This window comes from Streptomyces sp. NPDC093984 (genome assembly GCF_044764595.1).
Lineage (GTDB): Bacteria > Actinomycetota > Actinomycetes > Streptomycetales > Streptomycetaceae > Streptomyces > Streptomyces cynarae.
This window is the reverse complement of sequence record NZ_JBIWIM010000001.1, coordinates 1,521,397-1,544,251: the sequence shown is the minus strand read 5'-3', so window position 1 is coordinate 1,544,251 and position 22,855 is coordinate 1,521,397. Positions and strand designations below refer to the sequence as shown.

At 72.6% G+C, this 22,855-nt stretch carries 20 protein-coding genes; 15 read left to right on the top strand and 5 right to left on the bottom strand.

What is annotated here, in order from left to right; translation table 11 throughout:
- Positions 1 to 73: 73 nt before the first annotated feature.
- From ACIRC0_RS06925 to ACIRC0_RS06915, 3 genes are all read left to right on the top strand, one after another.
- A complete protein-coding gene (locus ACIRC0_RS06925) occupies positions 74 to 1,252 on the top strand; it encodes an AAA family ATPase (protein WP_403612239.1) in 1,179 nt (392 codons plus the stop codon).
- Complete coding sequence (locus tag ACIRC0_RS06920) at positions 1,249 to 1,602, top strand: nucleotide pyrophosphohydrolase (protein WP_403612237.1); 354 nt, start codon at positions 1,249 to 1,251, stop codon at positions 1,600 to 1,602. Before ACIRC0_RS06925 ends, ACIRC0_RS06920 begins: the two co-directional genes overlap by 4 nt.
- Positions 1,603 to 1,779: 177 nt before the next feature.
- Positions 1,780 to 2,256 (top strand): DUF6099 family protein, encoded by a 477-nt coding sequence (locus ACIRC0_RS06915; RefSeq protein WP_403612234.1) that lies wholly within the window; start codon positions 1,780 to 1,782, stop codon positions 2,254 to 2,256.
- Between the two features lie 46 nt (positions 2,257 to 2,302).
- On the opposite strand, the gene ACIRC0_RS06910 is transcribed toward ACIRC0_RS06915, so the two are convergent.
- Positions 2,303 to 2,473, bottom strand: a complete 171-nt coding sequence (locus ACIRC0_RS06910) for a hypothetical protein (protein ID WP_403612232.1) — start codon at positions 2,471 to 2,473, stop codon at positions 2,303 to 2,305.
- 223 nt (positions 2,474 to 2,696) lie between these two features.
- Here ACIRC0_RS06910 and ACIRC0_RS06905 point away from each other — a divergent pair, with 223 nt between their 5' ends.
- From ACIRC0_RS06905 to ACIRC0_RS06880, 6 genes are all read left to right on the top strand, one after another.
- Positions 2,697 to 3,620, top strand: a complete 924-nt coding sequence (locus ACIRC0_RS06905) for an LLM class F420-dependent oxidoreductase (RefSeq protein WP_403612230.1) — start codon at positions 2,697 to 2,699, stop codon at positions 3,618 to 3,620.
- Between the two features lie 104 nt (positions 3,621 to 3,724).
- Positions 3,725 to 5,380, top strand: a complete 1,656-nt coding sequence (locus ACIRC0_RS06900; RefSeq protein WP_403612227.1) for a 3' terminal RNA ribose 2'-O-methyltransferase Hen1 — start codon at positions 3,725 to 3,727, stop codon at positions 5,378 to 5,380.
- Positions 5,377 to 7,956 carry a polynucleotide kinase-phosphatase gene (locus ACIRC0_RS06895; protein ID WP_403612225.1) on the top strand — a complete coding sequence of 860 codons (2,580 nt, stop codon included), beginning with the start codon at positions 5,377 to 5,379 and terminating at the stop codon, positions 7,954 to 7,956. Before ACIRC0_RS06900 ends, ACIRC0_RS06895 begins: the two co-directional genes overlap by 4 nt.
- Before the next feature lie 356 nt (positions 7,957 to 8,312).
- On the top strand, positions 8,313 to 9,542 hold the full coding sequence (locus ACIRC0_RS06890; RefSeq protein ID WP_403612222.1) for an arginine deiminase: 1,230 nt from the start codon (positions 8,313 to 8,315) through the stop codon (positions 9,540 to 9,542).
- 93 nt (positions 9,543 to 9,635) lie between these two features.
- Entirely contained in the window at positions 9,636 to 10,643 is a 1,008-nt protein-coding gene (gene argF, locus ACIRC0_RS06885; RefSeq protein WP_403612219.1) for an ornithine carbamoyltransferase, read from the top strand.
- A 149-nt stretch (positions 10,644 to 10,792) separates the two neighbouring features.
- Positions 10,793 to 12,247, top strand: coding sequence for an amino acid permease (locus ACIRC0_RS06880; protein ID WP_403612216.1), 1,455 nt, complete (start codon positions 10,793 to 10,795; stop codon positions 12,245 to 12,247).
- Here ACIRC0_RS06880 and ACIRC0_RS06875 read toward each other — a convergent pair.
- The gene (locus ACIRC0_RS06875; RefSeq protein ID WP_403612213.1) at positions 12,207 to 12,656 is read right to left on the bottom strand and encodes an ATP-binding protein; all 450 of its coding nucleotides are present in this window, start codon (positions 12,654 to 12,656) and stop codon (positions 12,207 to 12,209) included. The two genes, ACIRC0_RS06880 and ACIRC0_RS06875, sit on opposite strands and share 41 nt — an antisense overlap.
- Before the next feature lie 314 nt (positions 12,657 to 12,970).
- Here ACIRC0_RS06875 and ACIRC0_RS06870 point away from each other — a divergent pair, with 314 nt between their 5' ends.
- Positions 12,971 to 13,798, top strand: coding sequence for an enoyl-CoA hydratase family protein (locus ACIRC0_RS06870; protein WP_403612211.1), 828 nt, complete (start codon positions 12,971 to 12,973; stop codon positions 13,796 to 13,798).
- A 2-nt stretch (positions 13,799 to 13,800) separates the two neighbouring features.
- Positions 13,801 to 16,146, top strand: coding sequence for a bifunctional salicylyl-CoA 5-hydroxylase/oxidoreductase (locus ACIRC0_RS06865; protein WP_403612209.1), 2,346 nt, complete (start codon positions 13,801 to 13,803; stop codon positions 16,144 to 16,146).
- 5 nt (positions 16,147 to 16,151) lie between these two features.
- Here ACIRC0_RS06865 and ACIRC0_RS06860 read toward each other — a convergent pair whose 3' ends face one another.
- Both ACIRC0_RS06860 and ACIRC0_RS06855 read right to left on the bottom strand, forming a co-directional pair.
- Positions 16,152 to 16,985 carry a PaaX family transcriptional regulator C-terminal domain-containing protein gene (locus tag ACIRC0_RS06860; RefSeq protein WP_403612206.1) on the bottom strand — a complete coding sequence of 278 codons (834 nt, stop codon included), beginning with the start codon at positions 16,983 to 16,985 and terminating at the stop codon, positions 16,152 to 16,154.
- Positions 16,982 to 18,733 (bottom strand): AMP-binding protein, encoded by a 1,752-nt coding sequence (locus ACIRC0_RS06855; protein ID WP_403612204.1) that lies wholly within the window; start codon positions 18,731 to 18,733, stop codon positions 16,982 to 16,984. Before ACIRC0_RS06855 ends, ACIRC0_RS06860 begins: the two co-directional genes overlap by 4 nt.
- 135 nt (positions 18,734 to 18,868) lie before the next feature.
- On the opposite strand from ACIRC0_RS06855, the gene ACIRC0_RS06850 reads away from it, so the two are divergent.
- From ACIRC0_RS06850 to ACIRC0_RS06835, 4 genes are all read left to right on the top strand, one after another.
- Positions 18,869 to 19,996: an acyl-CoA dehydrogenase family protein gene (locus tag ACIRC0_RS06850; RefSeq protein WP_403612201.1), complete on the top strand. Its 1,128-nt coding sequence runs from the start codon at positions 18,869 to 18,871 to the stop codon at positions 19,994 to 19,996.
- Entirely contained in the window at positions 19,993 to 20,391 is a 399-nt protein-coding gene (locus ACIRC0_RS06845) for a RidA family protein (protein ID WP_403612199.1), read from the top strand. The genes ACIRC0_RS06850 and ACIRC0_RS06845 overlap by 4 nt, the downstream gene beginning before the upstream one ends.
- A gap of 131 nt (positions 20,392 to 20,522) precedes the next feature.
- Positions 20,523 to 20,951 (top strand): DUF6299 family protein, encoded by a 429-nt coding sequence (locus tag ACIRC0_RS06840; RefSeq protein WP_403612197.1) that lies wholly within the window; start codon positions 20,523 to 20,525, stop codon positions 20,949 to 20,951.
- Positions 20,952 to 21,166: 215 nt separating this feature from the next.
- Positions 21,167 to 21,784 (top strand): TOPRIM nucleotidyl transferase/hydrolase domain-containing protein, encoded by a 618-nt coding sequence (locus ACIRC0_RS06835; RefSeq protein ID WP_403612194.1) that lies wholly within the window; start codon positions 21,167 to 21,169, stop codon positions 21,782 to 21,784.
- Between the two features lie 307 nt (positions 21,785 to 22,091).
- Here the strand turns inward: ACIRC0_RS06835 and ACIRC0_RS06830 are convergent, their stop codons facing one another.
- Complete coding sequence (locus ACIRC0_RS06830; protein ID WP_403612191.1) at positions 22,092 to 22,745, bottom strand: TetR/AcrR family transcriptional regulator; 654 nt, start codon at positions 22,743 to 22,745, stop codon at positions 22,092 to 22,094.
- Positions 22,746 to 22,855: the final 110 nt, after the last annotated feature.

Genomic DNA, 22,855 nt, shown 5'->3' with positions numbered 1-22,855 from the left:
CGGTCGCTCGATCGTAGGAAGCCCACGGGGCCGGAACGGTTCGCCGGTCGGCAGGAGACCTACGGTCCCGGATATGACCCTGTCACCTGCGCCACCGCTGTCCGCCGCCCCTGAGCGAGCCGCTGCCGCCGACCCTCGTCCGGACCGGCCGTGCGTCACCGAACTGCGGCTGTCCGCCTTCGCCGGGCATCGGCGGGCCACCTTTCCACTGGGCCCGTTGACGCTGTTCACCGGGCCGAGCGGTTCGGGCAAGTCACGCGCGTTGCAGGCGTACGGGGCGCTCGCGCGGCTCGGCGGCGGTGCCGAGCTGGCCGAGGTGTTCCCGGACCCGGTGGCCTGCGTCCCCGAGCGGGCGCGGCCCGACGCCCAGTGGCGGCGCGGCTTCCGGATCGGCTGCACGGCCGACGGCCCTGAAGGGCCCGTCCGGCTCGACGTCGCCGTGCAGGCAGAGCCCGAACTGCGCATCGTCGGCGAACGGTTGTCGTCCGGCGGTCTCGTCCTGCTGGAGACCGCACTGCGCGACCCGGGCCGCCCGGTGGTGCAGGCGGCCTGGCACACCGCCGGTGCCTCCCCGGTCACCCGGGGGCCGCTCCCCGACGACCGTCTCGGCACCGCCCTGCTGCCGCTGCGCGTCGCGGGGAAGACCGACGGCCAGCGCCGGGTGCTCGCCGCCGCCGAGCAGATGGTGATCGCCCTGCGCTCGGTCTTCGCCTGCGACCCGAGCCCCCGCCGGATGCGCGCCCCCGTCCCGCTGGGCGCGGGCCGGCTGCTGCCGGACTGCTCCAACCTCGCGGACGTCCTGTGGCGCACGCGCGCGGAGTGCGGCCGGCGGCACGCCCTGCTGACGGCGGCGGTCGCTGCCGGGTGCGCGGGGGAGGTCGTCGACCTGCTGGCGGAGCCGCTCGACGACGGCACGGTCCGCGCGCTGCTCGACCGGGGCGACGGACGGCGCACCCCGCTGAAGTTGCTGGGCGACGGCGAACTGCGGTACGTGGCCCTGGCCCTCGTCCTGCTCACCGGCCCGGGGGTCCTGGAGGTCGACCCGGTGGGAGAGGTGCCGGCGGCGCTGCAGACCCTCACGGTCCTGGCGGACGGCTTCGACCGCCGCATGGACCGGCTCCAGGCACGCGAACTGCTCGGGCTGGCGGCGCGGATGTGCGAGCGGGGCCACATCCGGCTGGTGGGCGCGGTGAGCGAGACGTCCCTGGCGGCGGGGGTGGACGGGGCGACGGTGGTAGACCTGGGCGCGTGACAGAGGAACCCGGGCAGCGCAAGGACCTGACCGTGGCGCGGCTGCAGCGCCGGCTCGCCGACTTCGCGGCCGCCCGCGCCTGGCAGCCGTACCACACCCCCAAGAACCTGGTGGCGGCGCTCAGCGTGGAGGCGTCCGAACTCGTCGAGATCTTCCAGTGGTTGACGCCGGAGGAGTCCGCGCGCGTCATGGAGGACCCGGACACGGCCCACCGGGTCACGGACGAGGTCGCGGACGTCCTGGCGTACCTGCTCCAGCTCTGCGAGGTACTGGGCATCGACGCGCTGGCGGCACTGGACGCGAAGATCGACCGCAACGAGGAGAGGTTTCCGGCGCCCGGGCAGGAGTGATCACAGGAGCTCGGATCGTCACTCTCCGGAGTCGTTGAGTTGTCCACATCCCCCTGGTTGTCCACAGATTTCGTACCAGCTCTGGCTTTTCGGCCCGACTGCACTCACTCTGGGTAGTGGACACCGGAGTGCGGGCAGACGTGCGGGAGCGCGCGTCGGACGGAGCGGGGGCAGGGCATGGATGCGGTGCGGCTCATCGTGGCGAGCAGGCGCGCCCTGGCGGGGAGCGAGGACGGGCCGAGGATCATGGCGGAGGCGTGGCAGGCGTACGCCCTGGCACAGGCGATCGGCAGCCGCCTGGCGGTCTCGGGCCCACCCGAACTGCGCGGCGAGGCACTGGGGTTGACGGAGCTGGCGGGCAGGGGATGCGGCGTGCTGGACACGCCGCCCGTCGACGTGGCCGATCTGCGCGCGGCCCAGCTCACCGAGCTGGGCGACGCCCGCAAGGCGCTCCTGGACCTTGGCTCCCTCCTCATGGAACTGGGCATGGCCCTCGTCGCGGTGGCGAGCTCGGCGGAGGACGAGGGCACGTACTGGCAGTGCATGGAGGCGATAGACGCGGCGGACGAGTCGAGGGACCGGGTCAGGGAGATGCTGCGCAGACTGACGGCGAGAGACGGCGAGATACGCGAGCGGGACCGGGCGGCGGGCTGAGTGACGGCACCGTCCGCGCCCCGGCCCCGGGCGGGAGTGCGGTGGCTCAGCCTCGGTCGCCGTCGCCGGTCTTCGGCCCCCGCAGCTCCGCCCCCAGTTCCGTCAGGTCCGCGGTGAGCGTCGCCATCAGCCTCTCCATCCGCTCCAGCAGCCCCTCGGGCTGCCCGGATGCAGCCTCGTGCGGCACATCGCCGGGGGACACGGCTTCCTGGGACATGTGCTGGGACTTGAGACCTCCTCGGCCCTGACGTCCCCGGGCGCGGCCGCCGGTGACGGGTGCCGGGCGGTCCGGCTCCGCACCAGCAACGATCACCACCGGACACGGTCACCGATCATCCGCGGATCGGCCTGTCGGACGAACGGATTTTCACCCGCCCGGGGTCGCAGGGCAGCGGCGGGAGGGTTCGGTCGACCGGTGATCGACCGTGCAGGATGGAGGTATGGATCTTCGCATCTTCACCGAGCCCCAGCAGGGCGCCACCTACGACACGCTCCTCGCCGTCGCCAAGGCCACCGAGGACCTCGGCTTCGATGCCTTCTTCCGCTCCGACCACTATCTGAAGATGGGCAACGTGGACGGCCTCCCCGGCCCCACCGACGCCTGGATCACCCTGGCGGGCCTCGCCCGTGAGACCAAGCGCATCCGCCTCGGCACGCTGATGACCGCCGCCACCTTCCGGCTCCCCGGCGTGCTCGCCATCCAGGTCGCCCAGGTCGACCAGATGTCCGGCGGACGCGTCGAACTGGGCCTGGGCGCGGGCTGGTTCGAGGAGGAGCACAGGGCGTACGGCATCCCGTTCCCGACGGAGAAGTTCGCCCGCCTCGAGGAGCAGCTGGAGATCGTCACCGGGCTGTGGGCGACCAAGACCGGCGAGACCTTCGACTTCCACGGGAAGTACTACGACCTGACAGGCTCGCCGGCCCTGCCCAAGCCCGCCCAGGGCAGGATCCCGGTGCTCATCGGCGGCCACGGCGCCACCCGCACCCCGCGGCTTGCCGCCCGGTACGCCGACGAGTTCAACATCCCGTTCGGGTCGATCGAGGACAGCGAGCGCCAGTTCGGCCGGGTCCGGGCCGCCGCGGAGGAGGCCGGACGGCACCCGAACGCCTTGACGTACTCCACCGCCCTCGTGGTCTGCGTCGGCAAGGACGACCAGGAGGTGGCGCGCCGTGCCGCCGCGATCGGCCGCGAGGTCGACGAGCTGAAGGCCAACGGTCTGGTCGGCACCCCGGCCGAGGTCGTCGACAAGATCGGCCGCTATGCGGAGATCGGCGCCCAGCGTGTCTACCTCCAGATCCTCGACCTGGACGACCTGGACCACCTGGAGCTGATCTCCTCCCGGGTCCAGTCCCAGCTGAAGTAGCCCGGACGGCCCCCGGGGACGTGTGCCGCCCCGCCCCTCGGGGCGGGGCGGCACGGTGCGAAATCCGGTGGTCCTCGGTGCCCCGGGACCGGGAGACTCAGGGCATGTTCCTGACCATCGGCACTACCGGCACGCCCGAGCGCCCCGCGACCGACCTCGGCTTCCTGCTGCACAAGCATCCCGACACCGCGCAGGCGTTCTCCACCTCCTACGGCACGGCGCACGTCCTCTACCCCGAGGCGGATGCCGAGCGCTGCACGGCCGCGCTGCTGCTGGAGGTCGATGCGGTGTCCCTGGTGCGCAGGGGCAAGGGCAAGGGCCGCGGCGGCGCGCCCGACGCGGCGCTCGCGCAGTACGTCAACGACCGCCCCTACGCGGCGTCCTCCCTGCTCGCCGTGGCGCTGAGCAACGTGTTCTCCACCGCGATGAGGGGCGTGTGCAAGGCCCTGCCGGGACGTGCCGGGCAGCCGCTGCCGTTGCGCATCGAGATACCCGCGCTGCCGGCCCGCGGAGCCGCAGGGGCGCGCCGGGGTCGAGCGGACGAGCGCGCGGAGGCCCGAAGGGCTGAGCACGGTCGTCCGCTCGACCCCGGCTTCGGCGCCCCGGAGGCGGAGCCGGAAAAAAGCAGCGGATCGGCCCTCGTAGAGCGGCTGTTCGAGCCCCTGGGGTGGGCGGTCACCGCCGAACCGGTCGCGCTGGACGCCGAGTTCCCGGAGTGGGGCGACTCCCGCTATGTGCGTCTCGTTCTGGAGTCCGACGCCCTGACCCTCGCGCAGGCCCTGCGCCACCTGTACGTGCTGCTGCCCGTCCTCGACGACGCCAAGCACTACTGGGTCTCCGCCGAGGAGGTCGACAAGCTGCTGCGGGCCGGTGAGGGCTGGCTGCCCGACCACCCGGAGCAGAAGCTGATCACCGGCCGCTACCTGGCGCGCCGCTGGTCGCTGACCCGGCAGGCGATGGAGCGGCTGGAGCTGGTGCGGCTCGCGGAGACGGACGACAGCGAGGTGGAGGAGATCGACAACGCGGTCCTGGACGCCGACGACGCGGTCGAAGGGGCCGACGACGCGGTCGAGGAGGAGACCGGGACGGAGGAGAAGCCGGTCCCGCTCGCCGTGCAGCGCAGGGAGGCCATCGTCGCGGGGCTGAAGGAGTCCGCCGCCGCCCGGGTCCTGGACCTCGGCTGCGGGCAGGGCCAGTTGGTGCAGGCCCTGCTGAAGGACGCGCGGTTCACCGAGATCGTCGGTGTCGACGTGTCGATGCGGGCCCTCACCATCGCCTCCCGGCGGCTGAAACTGGACCGCATGGGGGAGCGGCAGGCGTCCCGCGTCAAGCTCTTCCAGAGCTCGCTCGCGTACACCGACCGCCGGCTCAAGGGCTACGACGCCGCCGTCCTGAGCGAGGTGATCGAGCACGTCGACCTGCCCCGGCTGTCCGCCCTGGAGTACGCGGTGTTCGGCGCGGCCCGCCCGCGCACGGTCCTCGTGACGACGCCGAACGTCGAGTACAACGTGCGCTGGGAGAGCCTGCCGGCCGGCCACGTACGGCACGGCGACCACCGCTTCGAGTGGACGCGGAAGGAGTTTCGCGCCTGGGCGGTCCGGGTCGCCGAGCGGCACGGATACACCGTCGAGTTCCGGCCCGTGGGCCCAGACGACCCCGAGGTGGGGCCGCCCACGCAGATGGCCGTGTTCACCCTGACCGCCACGGCGACCACGACCACCGCCACCACGACCACCGCGAAGGAGGGGAAGGCAGCATGACCGTGACCGACACCAAGGGGCGCACCCTGCCCGTCACCGACCTCTCCCTCGTGGTGCTGATCGGCGCCTCCGGATCGGGCAAGTCGACCTTCGCCCGCAGGCACTTCAAGCCGACCGAGGTCATCTCCTCCGACTTCTGCCGCGGCCTGGTGTCCGACGACGAGAACGACCAGAGCGCCACCCGGGACGCCTTCGACGTGCTGCACTACATCGCCGGCAAGCGCCTCGCGGCCGGCCGTCGCACCGTCGTGGACGCGACGAGCGTGCAGCAGGACGCCCGCCGCCAGCTGATCGACCTGGCCAAGCAGTACGACGTCCTGCCCATCGCGATCGTGCTGGACGTACCGGAGGAGGTGTGCGCCGAACGCAACGCGGCCCGCACCGACCGGGCGGACATGCCCCGCCGGGTCATCCAGCGCCACACCCGCGAACTGCGCCGTTCGCTCAGGCACCTGGAGCGCGAGGGCTTCCGCAAGGTGCACGTCCTGCGGGGCGTGGAGGAGGTCGAGAACGCGACCGTCGTCACCGAGAAGCGCTTCAACGACCTGACCCACCTCACCGGCCCCTTCGACATCATCGGCGACGTGCATGGCTGCTCCTCGGAACTCCAGGCGCTGCTCGGCAAGCTGGGCTATGTCGACGGCGTGCACCCCGAGGGCCGTACGGCGGTCTTCGTCGGCGACCTGGTGGACCGCGGCCCGGACAGCCCGGGCGTGCTGCGCCGCGTGATGTCGATGGTGAAGTCGGGCAACGCGCTGTGCGTGCCGGGCAACCACGAGAACAAGTACGGGCGGTACCTCAAGGGCCGGGGCGTCCAGCACACGCACGGACTCGCCGAGACCATCGCGCAGATGGAGGACGAGAGCGAGGAGTTCAAGCAGCAGGTACGGGAGTTCATCGACGGACTGGTCAGCCACTACGTCCTCGACGGCGGCAGGCTGGTCGTCTGCCACGCCGGCCTGCCCGAGAAGTACCACGGCCGCACCTCCGGCCGGGTCCGCTCGCACGCGCTGTACGGCGACACCACGGGGGAGACGGACGAGTTCGGGCTGCCGGTGCGCTACCCGTGGGCGGAGGACTACCGGGGCAGGGCGGCGGTGGTGTACGGTCACACGCCCGTCCCGCAGGCCACCTGGCTGAACAACACCATCTGCGTGGACACCGGTGCGGTGTTCGGCGGCAGGCTGACCGCGCTGCGCTGGCCCGAGCGGGAGCTGGTCGACGTACCGGCGGAGCGGGTCTGGTACGAGCCGGCCCGGCCGCTGGCCACCGAGGCGCCCGGCGGCCACGAGGGCCGTCCGCTGGACCTGGCGGACGTCCACGGCCGCAGGGTGGTGGAGACCCGGCACGCGGGCCGGGTCTCGGTCCGCGAGGAGAACGCGGCGGCGGCCCTGGAGGTCATGAGCCGCTTCGCGGTGGACCCGCGCCTGCTGCCGTACCTGCCGCCGACCATGGCGCCCACGGCCACCTCGCGTGTCGAGGGCTACCTGGAGCACCCGGAGGAGGCTTTCGCGCAGTACCGGGAGGACGGTGTCGAGCGGGTCGTGTGCGAGGAGAAGCACATGGGGTCGCGGGCGGTGGCTCTGGTGTGCCGGGACGCGGAGGCGGCCCGGAAGCGCTTCGGAGTCGGGGGTACCTCCCGCTCGAGCGTGGTCGAGAGTGGGGGAGGTCCGACGGGTTCGCTCTACACGCGCACGGGCCGCCCGTTCTTCGACGACGAGTCGGTGACGGAGCAGATCCTCGGCCGGCTGCGCACGGCGATCGGTGCCGCGGGCCTGTGGGAGGAACTCGAGACGGACTGGCTGCTGCTGGACGCGGAGCTGATGCCGTGGTCGCTGAAGGCGTCGGGACTGCTGCGCGGTCAGTACGCGGCGGTGGGCGCCGCGTCCGGTGCCGCGTTCCCGGGCGCGCTGGCCGCGCTGGAGGGCGCGGCGGCCCGGGGCGTCGACGTGGCAGGCCTGCTGGTCCGCCAGCGCGAACGTGCTGCCGACGCGGCGGCCTTCACGGCGGCCTACCGCCGCTACTGCTGGACGACGGACGGTCTGGAGGGCGTCCGCCTGGCCCCGTTCCAGCTGCTGGCGGTGCAGGGCCGCAGTCTCGCGGCCGTGCCGCACGACCAGCAGCTTGCGCTGATCGACCGCATGGTCGAGCACGACGGAACCGGCCTGCTGCAGACGACCCGTCGTCTCCATGTCGACACCGGCGACCCGGAGTCGGTGCGGGCCGGGGTCGACTGGTGGCTGGAGCTGACGGGCCGGGGCGGCGAGGGCATGGTCGTCAAGCCCGTTCAGGCGCTGGTCCGCAGTACGGCCGGCCGCCTGGTGCAGCCGGGCATCAAGTGCCGTGGTCGCGAGTACCTCAGGATCATCTACGGCCCGGAGTACACGCGCCCGGACAACCTCGCCCGGCTCCGTCAGAGGTTCCTGAACCACAAGCGCTCCCTGGCGATCCGCGAGTACGCCCTGGGCCTCGAGGCCCTGGACCGCCTGGCGGAGGGCGAGCCGCTGTGGCGGGTGCACGAGGCGGTGTTCGCGGTGCTGGCCCTGGAGTCGGAGCCGGTGGACCCGCGCCTGTAAAGACGCGACCGTCGCCGGCACGCGGCACGCGGCACGGGGCCGCGGTCGGGGCATCAGCCCCGGCCCCGTGCCGCGAGGCCTCGAACCAGCCGGCCCGGATCGGTGTGGGCCGGGATCGGTGTGGGCCCGAGTCGGTGTGGGCCGGGATCGGTGTGGGCCCGAGTCGGTGTGGGCCCGGATCGGTGTCGGCCCGAGTCGGTGTCGGCCCGGATCGGTGTGGGCCCGGATCGGTGTCGGCCCGGATCGGTGTCGGCCCGGATCGGTGTGGGCCCGGATCGGTGTCGGCCCGAATCGGTATCCGTCCGATTCGGCGCGAACGAGGGGTGAACGCGTGCCCGAATGGTCAGGATGGAGGCATGGGATTCCACGTCGATTCCGAGGCCGGGCGGCTGCGGCGCGTCATTCTGCACCGGCCCGATCTCGAGCTCAAAAGGCTCACCCCCAGCAACAAGGACGCGCTCCTCTTCGACGACGTGCTGTGGGTACGGCGGGCGCGCGCGGAGCACGACGGGTTCGCCGACGTGCTGCGCGACCGCGGGGTGACCGTGCATCTCTTCGGTGACCTGCTCACCGAGGCCCTCGACATCCCGGCGGCCCGGTCCCTGGTCCTGGACCGGGTCTTCGACGAGAAGGAGTACGGTCCGCTCGCCACCGACCACCTCCGGGCCACCTTCGACGCCCTGCCCTCCGCGGAGCTCGCCGAGGCCCTCGTCGGCGGCATGACCAAGCGGGAGTTCCTCGAAGGCCATCCGGAGCCGACCTCCGTGCGGTTCCATGTGATGGAACTCGACGACTTCCTCCTGTGGCCCCTCCCCAGTCACCTGTTCACACGCGACACCTCCGCCTGGATCTACGACGGGGTCTCCATCAACGCCATGCGCTGGCCCGCGCGTCAGCGCGAGACCGTGCACTTCGAGGCGATCTACCGGCACCACCCGCTCTTCCGTGACGAGGACTTCCACCTCTGGTCCGAGGGCCAGTCCGACTACCCGTCCACCATCGAGGGCGGCGACGTGCTCGTCATCGGCAACGGCGCGGTGCTCATCGGCATGAGCGAACGGACCACGCCCCAGGCCGTCGAGATGCTCGCGACCAAGCTCTTCGCCGCCGGGTCGGCCCGGACCATCGTCGCGCTCGACATGCCGAAGAGCCGCGCCTTCATGCACCTCGACACGGTGATGACCATGGTCGACGGCGACACGTTCACCCAGTACGCGGGGCTCGGCATGCTCCGCTCCTACACGATCGAGCCCGGCGCCGGGGACAAGGAGCTGAAGGTCACCGATCATCCGCCGGAGCACATGCACCGGGCGATCGCCGCCGCGCTGGGGCTCAGCGAGATCCGGGTGCTGACCGCCACGCAGGACGTGCACGCGGCCGAGCGGGAGCAGTGGGACGACGGGTGCAACGTCCTGGCGGTGGAGCCGGGGGTCGTCATCGCCTACGAGCGGAACTCCACCACCAACACGTATCTGCGCAAGCGGGGGATCGAAGTGATCGAGATTCCGGGGAGTGAGCTGGGGAGGGGACGGGGTGGGCCCCGGTGCATGAGCTGTCCGGTGGAGAGGGACCGGGTGGGTGCGTGAAAGAGTCGGGCACGTATAGAAATGTGGGGCGTCGTATAGACTTCCATCCGTTCCCGTGTTCGTACCGTCCCCTCGTACTTCTGGAGCGCCCCCATGGCGACAGTCCCGACCGCCCTCGCCGGACGCCACTTCCTCAAGGAGCTGGACTTCACCGCCGAGGAGTTCCGTGGCCTGATCGAGCTGGCCGCCGAGCTGAAGGCGGCCAAGAAGGCCGGGACCGAGACGCGGTACCTCACGGGGAAGAACATCGCGCTCGTCTTCGAGAAGACCTCGACGCGTACGCGGTGCGCGTTCGAGGTGGCCGCCGCCGACCAGGGCGCCCACACCACCTACCTGGACCCCGCAGGCTCCCAGATCGGGCACAAGGAGTCCGTCAAGGACACCGCCCGCGTGCTCGGCCGGATGTTCGACGCCATCGAGTACCGCGGACACGGGCAGGGCATCGTCGAGGAACTGGCCGCGCATGCAGGGGTCCCCGTCTACAACGGCCTCACCGACGAGTGGCATCCCACCCAGATGCTCGCCGACGTGCTCACCATGACCGAGCACTGCGACAAGCCGCTGACGGAGATCGCCTGCGCCTACCTGGGCGACGCCCGTAACAACATGGGCAACTCCTACCTGGTCACCGGCGCCCTGCTCGGGATGGACGTCCGCGTCGTCGGGCCCCGGGTGCTGTGGCCTGAGCAGACCGTCGTCGAGGCGGCCCAGCGGCTCGCCGAGGACTCCGGCGCCCGGATCACGCTCACCGAGGACGTGAAGGAGGGCGTGCGCGGCGCCGACTTCGTCGCCACCGACGTGTGGGTGTCGATGGGCGAGCCCAAGGAGGTCTGGGACGAGCGCATCGCCCTGCTCGGCCCGTACGCGGTGACCATGGACGTGCTGCGCGCCACCGGCAACGACGAGGTGAGGTTCCTGCACTGCCTGCCGGCCTTCCACGACCTCGGCACGGCCGTCGGCCGTGAGATCCACGAGCGGCACGGGCTCACCGAGCTGGAGGTCACCGACGAGGTCTTCGAGTCGGGGCACTCCGTCGTCTTCGACGAGGCGGAGAACCGGATGCACACCATCAAGGCGGTCCTCGTCGCGACCCTCGCCTGACCGGGCCCTCGCCTGACCGGCTGCGACGACGGCCACAGCGCAAGCCCCGCACCCTCCCGTACGATCTCCGGCGGCCCGGAACCACCCCTTCCGCGCCCGTCGAGCGGCCCACCCGGTCGCACCCCACCACTGAAAAGAGCACCACCCGTATGCCCGGCAGTCCTGCCAACCCGTTCCGCATCAAGTCCCCCCAGCTGCTCGTCGCCGAGGCCGGTACCGATCTCGCCGGGCACGGCCTCAAGCGCCACATGGGCCTGTTCCAGCTCGTGTGCTTCGGCATCGGCGCGATCGTCGGCACCGGCATCTTCGTCGGACTGTCCGACTCGGTCGCCCAGGCCGGGCCCGGCGTCGTCGTCTCCTTCGTCCTCGCCGCGCTGACCTGCGTGTTCACCGCGTTCGCCTTCGCCGAGCTGGGCGGCGCGATCCCGGTCTCCGGGTCGTCGTACTCCTTCGCCTACGCCGGGCTCGGCGAGGGCACGGCCTTCCTCGTCGGCTGGTGCCTGCTCCTGGAGTACGGCGTGTCCGTGTCGGCCGTCGCGGTCGGCTGGAGCCAGTACGTCAACGAGCTGCTGCACAGTCTCACCGGGTGGCAGCTGCCCGCCGCGCTCTCCGCCGGGCCGGGCGACGGCGGGATCGTCAACCTGCCGGCCGTGATCGTCATCGCCCTGGCCTGCGTCCTCCTCGTACGCGGCGTACGCGAGAGCGCCCGGGCCACCGCCGCCATGGCCGTCCTCAAGCTGGCGATCCTGGTCGCCTTCTGCGCCATCGGGTTCACCGCCTTCAAGCACGGCAACCTGACCCCGTTCGCGCCGGCCGGCCTCGGCGGCATCGGCGCGGGCACCACGGCCGCCTTCTTCTCGTACATCGGCTTCGACGCGATCACCACCGCCGGTGAGGAGGCCCGGAACCCGCGGCGCGACATCCCCGTCGCGATCCTGCTCTGCATCTCACTTGTCACCCTGCTGTACTGCGCGGTCGCGCTCGCCGCGATCGGCGCCATCGGCGGGCCCGCGGTCGGCGGCCGGCCCGCCGCGCTGTCGTACGTCGTCAACCAGGTCACCGGCTCCACGGTCGGCGGCGGTGTCATCGCCTTCGGCGCGGTCGTCGCCATCGCCTCGGTCGTGCTCGCCGTGATGTACGGCCAGACCCGCATCCTGATGTCCATGGCGCGCGACGGACTCATCCCGCGCGTGTTCGAACGGGTCTCGCCGAGGACGTCGACGCCGGTCGGCGGCACCCTGATCATCGCGATCGTCTTCGCGATCCCGGCGGCCTTCGCCTCGCTGGACTCGGTGGTCAACCTGTGCACCATCGGCACGCTCGCCACGATGGCGGTGGTCAATGTGGCCGTGATCGCGCTGCGCCGCCGTGAACCGGGCCTCGCCCGCAGCTTCCGCGTGCCGCTCTACCCGGTGATGCCGCTGCTCGGCGTCGGCTTCTGCCTGTACCTGATGTACGAGACGGGCTGGGCGACCTGGGCGCAGTTCGCGGTGTTCCTCGTGGTCGGGTCCCTCGTGTACGCGCTCTACGGGCGCCGGCACTCCCGGCTCACGGCCGGGGCCGTCACAGCGGACGCCGCTGAGCGGGAACCACAGGCAGTCTGAACCACACCGCCTTGCCGGAATCGGTGGGGCGGTGCCCGCAGGACGAGCTGAGCGCGCGGATCAGCAGCAGCCCCCGGCCGTGCTCCTGCCAGGGGTCGGGGGCCACCGGGAGCGGGTGGGTGAGGTTGCCGGGCGGCGCCGGGTCCGGGTCGTGCACCTCCACCGTGCAGCCGGTCGGCAGCAGCTCCACGACCAGCTCGATCGGCCCGTCCCCCGCGGTGTGCTCCACCGCGTTCGCGACCAGCTCCGCGGTCAGCAGCTCCGCGGTGTCGCTGTCGGCCGCGTGCTCCAGCTCCGCCAGCGCCGTACGGACCAGCGCGCGGGCGACGGGCACGGCGGCGGTGGTGTGCGGCAGGGCGATGCGCCAGGAGGCGAGTGCGGGGGATTCGTACAAGGCGGGTCCGTTCATGGCGCAGGCGGTCCTGCTTTCAACAAAGGGCATCGTACGGCGCGCCCCCTGCGGGGCGGTCGGCGGGTTTCGCCGGGGGCGGCGTCGGCCCCGGTACCGGGCTGCCTACCCGTACCGACGGCCCGTCGCGCATGCCGGTGCCCGCCGTTACCGGCCTGTCGAGAAGGCGTGACAGCCCAGGTCGTATACCCGGTCGTCATCCCGGCGTGTCTGTCGTCGTATCGCGTACTCATGACGACAGTCACGGATCGGTGATAACTTCATGACAGAGCAGCAGCCAGGACCGCCGCCCCCGTCCGAGGAGGCCGCACGTCATGAGTCCCTTCACCGGCTCCGCCGCCCGCACCTCCGACTGGCGCCATGTGCGGTGCGTCCACGACAACGGGGTGGCCACGGTCACCCTGGCCCGCCCCGGAAAACTCAACGCGCTCACCTTCGGCGCCTACGCCGATCTGCGCGACCTGCTCGCCGAACTGTCCCGGGAGAAGTCCGTACGCGCCCTGGTCCTGGGCGGCGAGGGGCGCGGCTTCTGCTCGGGCGGAGACGTGGACGAGATCATCGGCGCCACGCTGTCCATGGACACCGCCCAGTTGCTGGACTTCAACCGGATGACCGGGCAGGTCGTACGGGCCCTGCGGGAGTGCCCGTTCCCGGTGGTCGCGGCGGTGCACGGGGTGGCCGCCGGCGCGGGTGCCGTCCTCGCCCTGGCCGCCGACTTCCGCGTGGCGGACCCCACCGCGCGCTTCCAGTTCCTCTTCACCAGGGTCGGGCTCTCCGGCGGCGACATGGGGGCCGCGTATCTGCTGCCCCGGGTGGTCGGGCTCGGCCACGCGACCCGGCTGCTCATGCTGGGCGAGCCGGTGCGGGCGGCGGAGGCCGAGCGGATCGGGCTGATCAGCGAGCTGACGGAGGAGGGCGGCGCCGACGCGGCGGCCGAGGCGCTGGCCCGCCGCCTGGCCGACGGCCCGGCGCTGGCGTACGCCCAGACCAAAGCCCTCCTCACGGCCGAACTGGACATGCCGCTCGCGGCATCGGTGGAACTCGACGCGGCGACCCAGGCACTGCTGATGAACAGCGAGGACTACGCGGAGTTCCACGCGGCCTTCTCGGAGAAACGGGCACCGAAGTGGCGGGGGAGGTGACCATGACCGGCACCGGAGGGCGGCCGCTGCGCGTCGCCGTCATCGGCGGCGGCCCCGGTGGCCTCTACGCCGCCGCCCTGCTCAAGCGGCTCGACCCGGCCCGCGAGGTCACCGTCTGGGAGCGGAACGCCCCCGACGACACGTTCGGGTTCGGTGTCGTCCTGTCCGACGAGACCCTCGGCGGCATCGAGCACGCCGACCCCGTCGTGTACGCCGCGCTGAAGGACGAGTTCGTGCGGTGGGACGACATCGACATCGTGCACCGGGGCGTGCGCCACACCTCCGGCGGCCACGGCTTCGCCGCGCTCGGCAGGCGGCGGCTCCTTCGGATCCTGCACGAGCGCTGCCGCTCCCTCGGCGTCGACCTGCGCTTTTGCACCGAGGCCCCGTACCCGGCCCGGCTCTCGGAGGCGTACGACCTCGTCATCGCCGCCGACGGAGTGCACAGCGGCACACGCGAGGCGTACGCCGAGGTGTTCCGTCCCTCGATCGAGGAGCACCGCTGCCGGTACATCTGGCTCGCCGCCGACTTCCCCTTCGACGCCTTCCGCTTCGAGATCGCCGAGACCGAGCACGGCGTCATGCAGCTCCACGGCTACCCGTATGCCCGCCCGTCGCCCGACCACCACCCCTCAACGAGGCCCTCCGGGCCGCAGAGTCGATTCGGTGCCTCGACGGTCATCGTGGAGATGCGCGAGGAGGTGTGGCACGCGGCCGGGTTCGCCGAGCTGGACACCGCCGAGACCATCGAGCGCTGCGCCAAGATCTTCGCGGACGCCCTGCGCGGCCGGCCCCTGCGCTCCAACAACTCCACCTGGACCACCTTCCGCACGGTCGTCACCGAGCACTGGTCCCACGGCAACCTGGTGCTGCTCGGCGACGCCGCGCACACCGCGCACTTCTCCATCGGCTCCGGTACGAAACTCGCGGTCGAGGACGCGCTCGCCCTGGTCGCCTGCCTGGAGGAGCACGCCTCGCTGCCCGAGGCCCTGGCCGCCTACGAGGAGGAGCGGCGCCCGGTGGTCGCCTCCACCCAGCGCGCGGCCCGCGCCAGCCTGGAGTGGTTCGAGAACCTGAGGCTGTACCTCGACCAGCCGCCCCGCCAGTTCGCCTTCAACCTGCTCACCCGCAGCCGCCGCGTCACCCACGACAACCTGCGGCTGCGCGACCCCCGCTTCACCGAGGCGGTGGAGCGCGAGTTCGGCTGCCCGCCCGGCACACCCCCGATGTTCACCCCCTTCCGGCTGCGCGGCCTGACCCTGCGCAACCGGGTCGTGGTCTCGCCGATGGACATGTACTCGGCGGTGGACGGCGTCCCCGGCGACTTCCACCTCGTCCACCTGGGCGCACGGGCGCTCGGCGGCGCCGGGCTGGTGATGACCGAGATGGTGTGCGTGAGCCCCGAGGGCCGCATCACCCCGGGCTGCGCCGGTCTCTACACCGGACGGCAGGCCGAGGCGTGGCGGCGCGTCACCGACTTCGTGCACGGCCAGGCGCCGGGCACCGCGATCGGGGTGCAGCTCGGGCACAGCGGCCGCAAGGGCTCCACCAAGCTGATGTGGGAGGGCATGGACGAGCCGCTGGAGGAGGGCAACTGGCCGCTCGTGGCCGCCTCGCCGATCCCGTACAAGCCGGGCGGCCAGACGCCCCGCGAGCTCTCCCGCGCCCAGCTCACCGACATCCGCGAGCAGTTCACCTCCGCCGGCGCCCGCGCCGCCCGCGCCGGCTTCGACCTCCTCGAACTCCACTGCGCCCACGGCTACCTGCTCTCCGGCTTCCTCTCACCGCTCACCAACCACCGCACCGACGCCTATGGCGGCTCGCTCGCCGGGCGGCTCCGCTTCCCGCTCGAGGTCTTCGACGCCGTGCGCGCGGTGTGGCCCGAGGAGCGGCCCATGACCGTACGGATCTCCGCGACCGACTGGGCCGAGGGCGGCACCACGGCCGAGGAGGCCGTCGAGATCGCCCGCGCGTTCGCCGCGCACGGCGCCGACGCGATCGACGTGTCGACCGGGCAGGTGGTGGCCGAGGAGAAGCCGGCGTTCGGGCGCTCGTACCAGACGCCGTACGCCGACCGGATCCGCCACGAGACGGGCATACCGGTGATCGCGGTGGGCGCCATCTCCTCCTGGGACGACGTCAACTCGCTGATCCTGGCCGGGCGCACCGACCTGTGCGCCCTCGCCCGGCCGCACCTGTACGACCCGCACTGGACCCTGCACGCGGCGGCCGAACAGGGCTACAGCGGGCAGGGCGCGGTATGGCCCGCGCCCTACCGGGCGGGTAGCAGGCGCCCCAACACCGGCCGCACCGACGCCCCCAAGCCCCGCCTGACACTGGGGAGTTGAAAGACCTACGGCAGATCCGCCACGCCCGCGAACACCGCCCCCGCCTCCCGCAGCCGCTCGTGCAGCGCCCGGAAGACCGCTGCCGAGCGGGCGCCCGGCCAGTTCGCGGGCAGCAGGCCGGCCGGCAGCCCCGGGTCGGCATAGGGCAGATGGCGCCAGGAGTCCAGGGCGAGCAGATAGTCGCGGTACGCCTCCTCGGGCGGAGTGTCCTCGCGCAACTCCCAGTCGCGCAGCACGCGCGCGTGGCGGTCGAGGAACGCCTCGTGCTGCTTGGCGATCGAGGCCAGGTCCCACCAGCGCCCCACCGCCTCAGCGGTCGGCGCGAAGCCGAGGTGGTCCCCGCGGAAGAAGTCCACGTAGGCGTCCAGGTGCAGCCGCTCCAGGGTGTGCCGGGTCTCCTCGTACAGGCGTGCGGGGGCGATCCACACGCCGGGGGCCGCGGTGCCGAAGCCGAGCCCCGCCAGCCGGGAGCGCAGCAGGTGCCGCTTCTGCCGCTCCGACTCCGGCACGGAGAACACGGCAAGCACCCAGCCCTCGTCCTTCGGGGGCGCCGTCGCGTACACCCGGCGGTCGCCGTCCTCCAGCAGCTGCCGTGCGTCAGGGGACAGCGCGTACCCGGCCGCGCCGGTCGCCGTGCGCTCCGGCACGAGCAGTCCGCGCCGCTTCAGACGTGACACCGACGACCGTACGGAGGGCGCGTCCACGCCGACCGCGGCGAGCAGCCGGATCAGCTCGGCCACCGGGACCGGGCCGGGGGTGAAGCGGCCGTAGGCGCCGTAGAACGTGACGATGAGGGACCTCGGCGCGTGCTGAGCGTGCTGATCGGACACGTTGATCACTTTAGATCGTCGGCGTCACCATGATCACCTCGCACGGGCAAAGGGTCGGCGCCCGCGCGCAGCCGGAACCGCTGGAGCTTGCCCGTCGCCGTGCGCGGCAGCGCGTCCAGGAAGACGAACTCGCGCGGGCACTTGTACGGCGCCAGCTCCGACGTCAGGAAGGCGCGCAGCGCCTCCGGGTCGCGCCGCGCGCCCTGCCTGAGGACCGCATACGCCACCACGACCTGCCCGCGCACCTCGTCGGGCCGCCCGACGACCGCCGTCTCGACCACGTCCGGATGGCGCAGCAGGGCGTCCTCGACCTCGGGCCCGGCGATGTTGTACCCGGCGGAGATGATCATGTCGTCGGCGCGGGCCACATAGCGGAAGTAGCCGTCGGGCTCGCGGACGTAGGTGTCGCCGGTGATGTTCCAGCCGCCTCGGACGTACTCCCGCTGCCGTGGATCGGCGAGATAGCGGCAGCCGACCGGCCCGCGCACCGCGAGCAGTCCGGGCTCGCCGTCCGGTACGGGCACGCCGTCGGCGTCCTGCACGCGCGCGTGCCACCCCGGGACCGGAACCCCCGTGGTTCCCGGCCGGATCCGGTCGTCCGCGGCCGAGATGAAGATGTGCAGCAGTTCGGTGGCGCCGATGCCGTTGACGATGCGCAGACCGGTGCGCTCGTGCCAGGCCCGCCAGGTGGCCTCGGGAAGGTTCTCGCCGGCCGACACACAGCGCCGCAGCGAGGTCGTGTCGTACGCGTCCAGCTCGTCGAGCATCGCCCGGTAGGCGGTCGGCGCGGTGAACAGCACCGAGACCCGGTGCTCGGCGATCGCGGGCAACAGCTGCCTGGGGCCCGCCTGTTCGAGCAGTAAGGCGCTGGCGCCGGCCCGCAGCGGGAAGACGACGAGTCCGCCGAGCCCGAAGGTGAAGCCGAGCGGGGGACTGCCCGCGAAGACGTCGTCGGGACGCGGGCGCAGGATGTGCCTCGAGAAGGTGTCCGCGATGGCGAGCAGGTCGCGGTGGAAGTGCACGCACCCCTTCGGGCGGCCCGTGGTGCCGGAGGTGAAGGCGATCAGCGCCACGTCGTCGGCCGCCGTGTCCACCGGCGCGTACGGCTCCTCGGGCACCGGCAGACGCAGCAGGTCGTCGGGGGCGTCACCGCCGAACGGGGTGATGCGCAGCCCGGGAACGTCGGCCTTCACCAGGTCGTCCACCACGCGGACGTCGCACAGGGCGTGGCCGACCCGGGCGATGTCGCACATCGTGCGCAGCTCGTGCGGGCGCTGCTGGGCGAGCACGGTGACCGCGATCGCGCCCGCCTTCAGGACCGCGAGCCAGCAGGCGGCGAGCCAGGGGGTGGCGGGGCCGCGGAGCAGGACACGGTTGCCGGGGACGACACCGAGACGGGAGGTGAGCGCGTGCGCGACGCGGTCGACACGGGCGCGGAGCCGTCCGTATGTCCACACGTCGCCGTCCGCCGTGCGGAACGCCGGGCGGTCGGGGGCGGTGCGGTCGAGCAGCTCGACCGCGGCGTTCAGCCGTTCGGGGTAGCGCAGCTCCGGCAGGTCGAAGGTGAGCTCGGGCCACTGCTCGCGGGGCGGGAGATGGTCACGGGCGAAGGTGTCGCGGTGGGCGGTGGGGACCGGTGGCGGAGCCTCGGCCGACGCGCGGCTCGCGGTGTCCGTGGCGCTCGCCGTGTCCGTGGCGCTGGTGGTGTCCGTGGCGCTCGCGGTCTCCGTGGCGCTGGTGGCGTCCCTCGGGTCCATGGCGTCTCGCCCCCTTGTCGTGGTGGGCTCGCGCATCGAGCGTATCGTGTTGGTGACGACAGTCAACGGTCCGCGATACGTTCGGGTGAGCAGCCCATCCGGCCCCGAGGGGCCGTCAGGGAGAGGGGACCGGCCATGACCGCATTCTCGCTCGACCCCGCGCAGCTGGCCTGGCGTGCGGAGCTGCGCACCCTGGCCGAGCAACGGCTGCGTCCGCTCGCCGAGAAGGGCGAGCCCGGCCGTGTCAACCGCGCCCTCGTCGCCGAACTCGGCCAACTCGCCCTTCTGGACCGGCTGTTCACCTCCGGGGCGCTGGAACTGTGCCTGATGCGGGAGTCCCTGGCGTACGCCTGCACCGAGGCGGAGACGGCCCTCGCCCTGCAAGGGCTGGGCGCCCACCCCGTGCACGCCTACGGGACACCGGCCCAGCGCGCCCGCTGGCTGCCCGGCGTCCGGGCCGGCACCACGGTCGCCGCCTTCGCGCTGACCGAGCCGGACGCGGGGTCGGACGCGGCGGCGCTCTCCCTCGCGGCCGAGCCCGACGGCCCCTCCGGGTGGCGGCTCACCGGCGAGAAGTGCTGGATCTCCAACGCCCCGGAGGCCGACTTCTACACCGTCTTCGTCCGCACCACCCCCGGCGCGGGCGCCCGCGGTGTGACCGCGTTCCTCGTCCCCGCCGACCGCCCCGGCCTGACCGGTGCCCCTCTCGACATGCTCTCGCCGCACCCCATCGGCACGCTCGCCTTCGACGCGGTGCCCGTGACCGAGGACGACCTGCTCGGTGAGACCGACCGCGGCTTCCGGGTCGCCATGGGCACCCTCAACCTCTTCCGGCCCAGCGTCGGCGCGTTCGCGGTCGGCATGGCACAGGCCGCCCTCGACGCGACCCTCGCCCACACCGCCGCGAGGGACGCCTTCGGCGGTCGGCTGAAGGACCTCCAGGCGGTCTCCCACCAGGTCGCGGAGATGGCCCTGCGCACCGAGGCGGCCCGTCTCATGGTCTACTCGGCGGCGACGGCGTACGACGAAGGCGCCCCGGACGTCCCGAAGCGGGCCGCCATGGCGAAGCTGCTCGCCACCGAGACCGCGCAGTACGTCGTCGACGCCGCCGTCCAACTGCACGGCGCCCGCGCACTGCGCCGCGGCCACCTCCTCGAACACCTCTACCGCGAGGTGCGCGCACCCCGGATCTACGAGGGCGCGAGCGAGGTGCAACGCGGCATCATCGCCAAGGAGTCGTACGCCGCCGTGGAGGCCCCGTGACCAGTGAGCGTGTCAACCCGCCCGGCCTCTCCCCGGCCAAGGGGTTCTCGCACGCGGTCGTCGCCACCGGCACCCGCGTGGTCTTCCTGGCGGGCCAGACCGCCCTCGACGGCGACGGCGAGGTGGTCGGCGACTCGCTGCCCGAGCAGTTCGAGCGCGCCCTCGCCAACCTGCTCACCGCCCTGCGCGCCGCCGGCGGCACACCCGCCGACCTCGCGCGCGTCACCGTCTACGCCACCGACGTGACCGACTACCGCGCGCACGCCCCCGAACTGGGCCGCATCTGGCGCCGGCTGGCGGGCCGTGACTACCCCGCGATGGCCGTCGTGGGGATCACGCGCCTGTGGGACGAGCGGGCGCTCGTGGAACTGGACGGCTTCGCGGTGCTGCCGTAGCCACGCCCATGGGCACGACGTGTGCAGCCACACACCGCCCGCCGCGGACTCGCCACCGAAGGGGTGAGGATCACGGAACGCACCGCGGCCTCCCGGTAGCTGTGGAACCCCCGAATCCAGGAGGTGCTTCCATGTCTCTGCGCCAGGTCGCCGGGCCGGTCGTCGGTGCCGCTCTGCTCCTGTCCGCCGCCCCCGCCGCGGGTGCCCTCTCCGCGTCGCCCGACGAGGTGACCGTCGACCCGACCGGGTACCTGGCGCCCGACGGCACCCTCACCCTCTCCGGCACCTACCGCTGTGCCGGCGGCACCGGGGGGCCGGTCCTCGTGTCCTCCTCGGTCTCCCAGGGCGACCACCGCGTCCAGCACGGTGTCGGCGGCACCGTGGCCGTGTGCGACGGCGCCGAGCACCGCTGGACCAACTCCGGGCCCCACCCGGGCGCGTACACCCCGGGCCCCGCGCACGCCGAGGCCACGCTGATGCAACTGAACGGCTCCGGGCTGCCGCTGCCCCGCTTCCGCGTGGTCCAGCAGCAGGACGTCACCTTGACGGCGAAGGGCTGATCTGCGCCGGGGCGTCGGCCGGTCTAAGGGGACGAACTCGGAGAGCCCGACCGGGCGGCGGGGGACGGCGGCCGGAAGTCCCGGAGGAGGAGTCCCAGGAGACCCCCGAACCGCGCGGGCGCGGTCGGGCCGCCGGGCCCGGCTGCTCACCGCCGATCGACGTGCCGGCGGAAATCCCCTGGCGCCCTGGCGGGCAAGGGCGGAGACTCGGCCTCATGGCTGACATGCGGTCGTTCCGGGAGGCGGTGACCGCGTGGGCGGCCGGCGGCCCCGGCGACGCCGCGCGCGAACTCGCCGCGCGGCTGCCCGTCCGGGCGGCCGTCCTGCTCGAGGGGCTGAGCGATGCGGCAGCGGTCGACGCGCTGGCCGTCGGCCGCGGCAGGGACCTGGCGGCCGAGGGAGTCTGCGTCCTGCCGATGGGCGGTGCCATGAGCGTCGGGCGCTTCGCCAGCCTCCTCGGGCCACCCGGCCTGGGCCTCCGCCTCACGGGACTGTGCGACCAGGCGGAGCGCCGCTACTACGTCCGCGCTTGGGAGCGGGCCGGTGCAGCACACCAAGGGTTCTTCGTCTGCGCGGCGGATCTGGAGGACGAGCTCATCCGTGCGCTGGGCGTGACACGGGTGGAGGAGCTCGTCCGGGCGCAGGGCGACCTGCGCGCCTGGGAGACCTTCCTGCGCCAGCCCGCACAGCGGGGCCGCACCTCGCAGCAGCAGTTGCGGCGCTTCCTCGGCACGAAGAAGGGGCGCAAGATCCACTACGGCCGCGTCCTCGGCGAGGCCCTCGACACCGACCGCATCCCCGCTCCGCTAGACGGCCTGCTCACCAGCCTCTGACCGCTGCGACGCCCGGCACGGGCAGCGACACCGGTGGACACGCGAGGCTCTGCGCCTGCTCGCCTCCTGGGCCGCCACGCACGAAGCGAGCCCGGCACCACCACCGCGTTCGGCCGATTGACTCCTCCCGCCCGTCAAACTCTGGGCGGGGCAGCCGTCATCCGGCCCGCCGCTCTCTTCGACGGGCACCGTTCCACGGCACACCCGACCACGACGCCCTGCAACTCCTCTTGTGCAACGGCCGGAACGCCGGATCGGATCACATGCGCGGCGGATCACTGCGGCCTCGGTGACCTGGAGTGGCCGCCTACCGCGTCAGGTGCCGCAGTTCGTTCTCGTAGAGCTCCGCCGGGTCGAGGCCCATGCCGGTGAACTGGCCCGCAAGCTCCAGGGAGAGGATGCCGTGCAGGCGGGTCCAGAAGAGCAATGCGCGACGCAGGGCGGCCGGGGATGCGGGATGGTCGGCCGCCCACCGCCGGTGCTCGGCGAGGTGGGCTTCGAGACGGGCATCGTCCGGGGTGTCCGCCGCAGTGCCGCCCGACTGGGCGGCGTCCAGGAGGCTTTCCATGATCTCGGATGCGATCTCGGTGACGTCGTCGGGTGCGTGGTAGCCGGGGACCGGTGTGCCGTAGACGAGGAAGTAGCGCTGGGGGTCGTCCAGTGCCCAGGCGCGCAGCGCGTGTCCCAGCCCCGCCAGATCCGCACCCGACGCGGCGGCGGTGCGGACGGTGTCGGCGAGGCTGCGGTAGGCGTCCCGGATCAGCTCGCTGATCAGCTCGTCCCGGCTGGCGAAGTACCGGTAGAGCGCGGGGCCGCTCATGCCCATCTGCTTGGCGATGGCGTTCAGGGACAGCCCTGACGCCCCCGCGGCGGCGATCTGCTCCCAGGCGCGCTCCTTGATCTCGGCCCGCAGCTGGGCCCGGTAGCGCTCGCGTGGTGTCTCCTTGCCCGCAACGGTCACGTGGGCGTCCCCTCCTCCATCTGGTCTCCGGTCCTGGTGGAAGCGATTAGAGCTCCCGGACCCCTCTGAGTTAGACCCTATTACGAATGCTCTTGACCGTCACTCCAAGC

Excerpts from the sequence above, each read along its gene's own strand:
- ACIRC0_RS06925 (WP_403612239.1), top strand. The coding sequence starts at position 74 with ATGACCCTGTCACCTGCGCCACCGCTGTCCGCCGCCCCTGAGCGAGCC.
- ACIRC0_RS06915 (WP_403612234.1), top strand. The coding sequence starts at position 1,780 with ATGGATGCGGTGCGGCTCATCGTGGCGAGCAGGCGCGCCCTGGCGGGG.
- ACIRC0_RS06880 (WP_403612216.1), top strand. The coding sequence starts at position 10,793 with ATGCCCGGCAGTCCTGCCAACCCGTTCCGCATCAAGTCCCCCCAGCTG.
- ACIRC0_RS06875 (WP_403612213.1), bottom strand. The coding sequence starts at position 12,656 with ATGAACGGACCCGCCTTGTACGAATCCCCCGCACTCGCCTCCTGGCGC.
- ACIRC0_RS06855 (WP_403612204.1), bottom strand. The coding sequence starts at position 18,733 with ATGGACCCGAGGGACGCCACCAGCGCCACGGAGACCGCGAGCGCCACG.
- ACIRC0_RS06910 (WP_403612232.1), bottom strand. The coding sequence starts at position 2,473 with ATGTCCCAGGAAGCCGTGTCCCCCGGCGATGTGCCGCACGAGGCTGCA.
- ACIRC0_RS06890 (WP_403612222.1), top strand. The coding sequence starts at position 8,313 with ATGGGATTCCACGTCGATTCCGAGGCCGGGCGGCTGCGGCGCGTCATT.
- ACIRC0_RS06870 (WP_403612211.1), top strand. The coding sequence starts at position 12,971 with ATGAGTCCCTTCACCGGCTCCGCCGCCCGCACCTCCGACTGGCGCCAT.
- argF (WP_403612219.1), top strand. The coding sequence starts at position 9,636 with ATGGCGACAGTCCCGACCGCCCTCGCCGGACGCCACTTCCTCAAGGAG.
- ACIRC0_RS06900 (WP_403612227.1), top strand. The coding sequence starts at position 3,725 with ATGTTCCTGACCATCGGCACTACCGGCACGCCCGAGCGCCCCGCGACC.
- ACIRC0_RS06905 (WP_403612230.1), top strand. The coding sequence starts at position 2,697 with ATGGATCTTCGCATCTTCACCGAGCCCCAGCAGGGCGCCACCTACGAC.
- ACIRC0_RS06865 (WP_403612209.1), top strand. The coding sequence starts at position 13,801 with ATGACCGGCACCGGAGGGCGGCCGCTGCGCGTCGCCGTCATCGGCGGC.
- ACIRC0_RS06850 (WP_403612201.1), top strand. The coding sequence starts at position 18,869 with ATGACCGCATTCTCGCTCGACCCCGCGCAGCTGGCCTGGCGTGCGGAG.
- ACIRC0_RS06895 (WP_403612225.1), top strand. The coding sequence starts at position 5,377 with ATGACCGTGACCGACACCAAGGGGCGCACCCTGCCCGTCACCGACCTC.
- ACIRC0_RS06835 (WP_403612194.1), top strand. The coding sequence starts at position 21,167 with ATGGCTGACATGCGGTCGTTCCGGGAGGCGGTGACCGCGTGGGCGGCC.
- ACIRC0_RS06840 (WP_403612197.1), top strand. The coding sequence starts at position 20,523 with ATGTCTCTGCGCCAGGTCGCCGGGCCGGTCGTCGGTGCCGCTCTGCTC.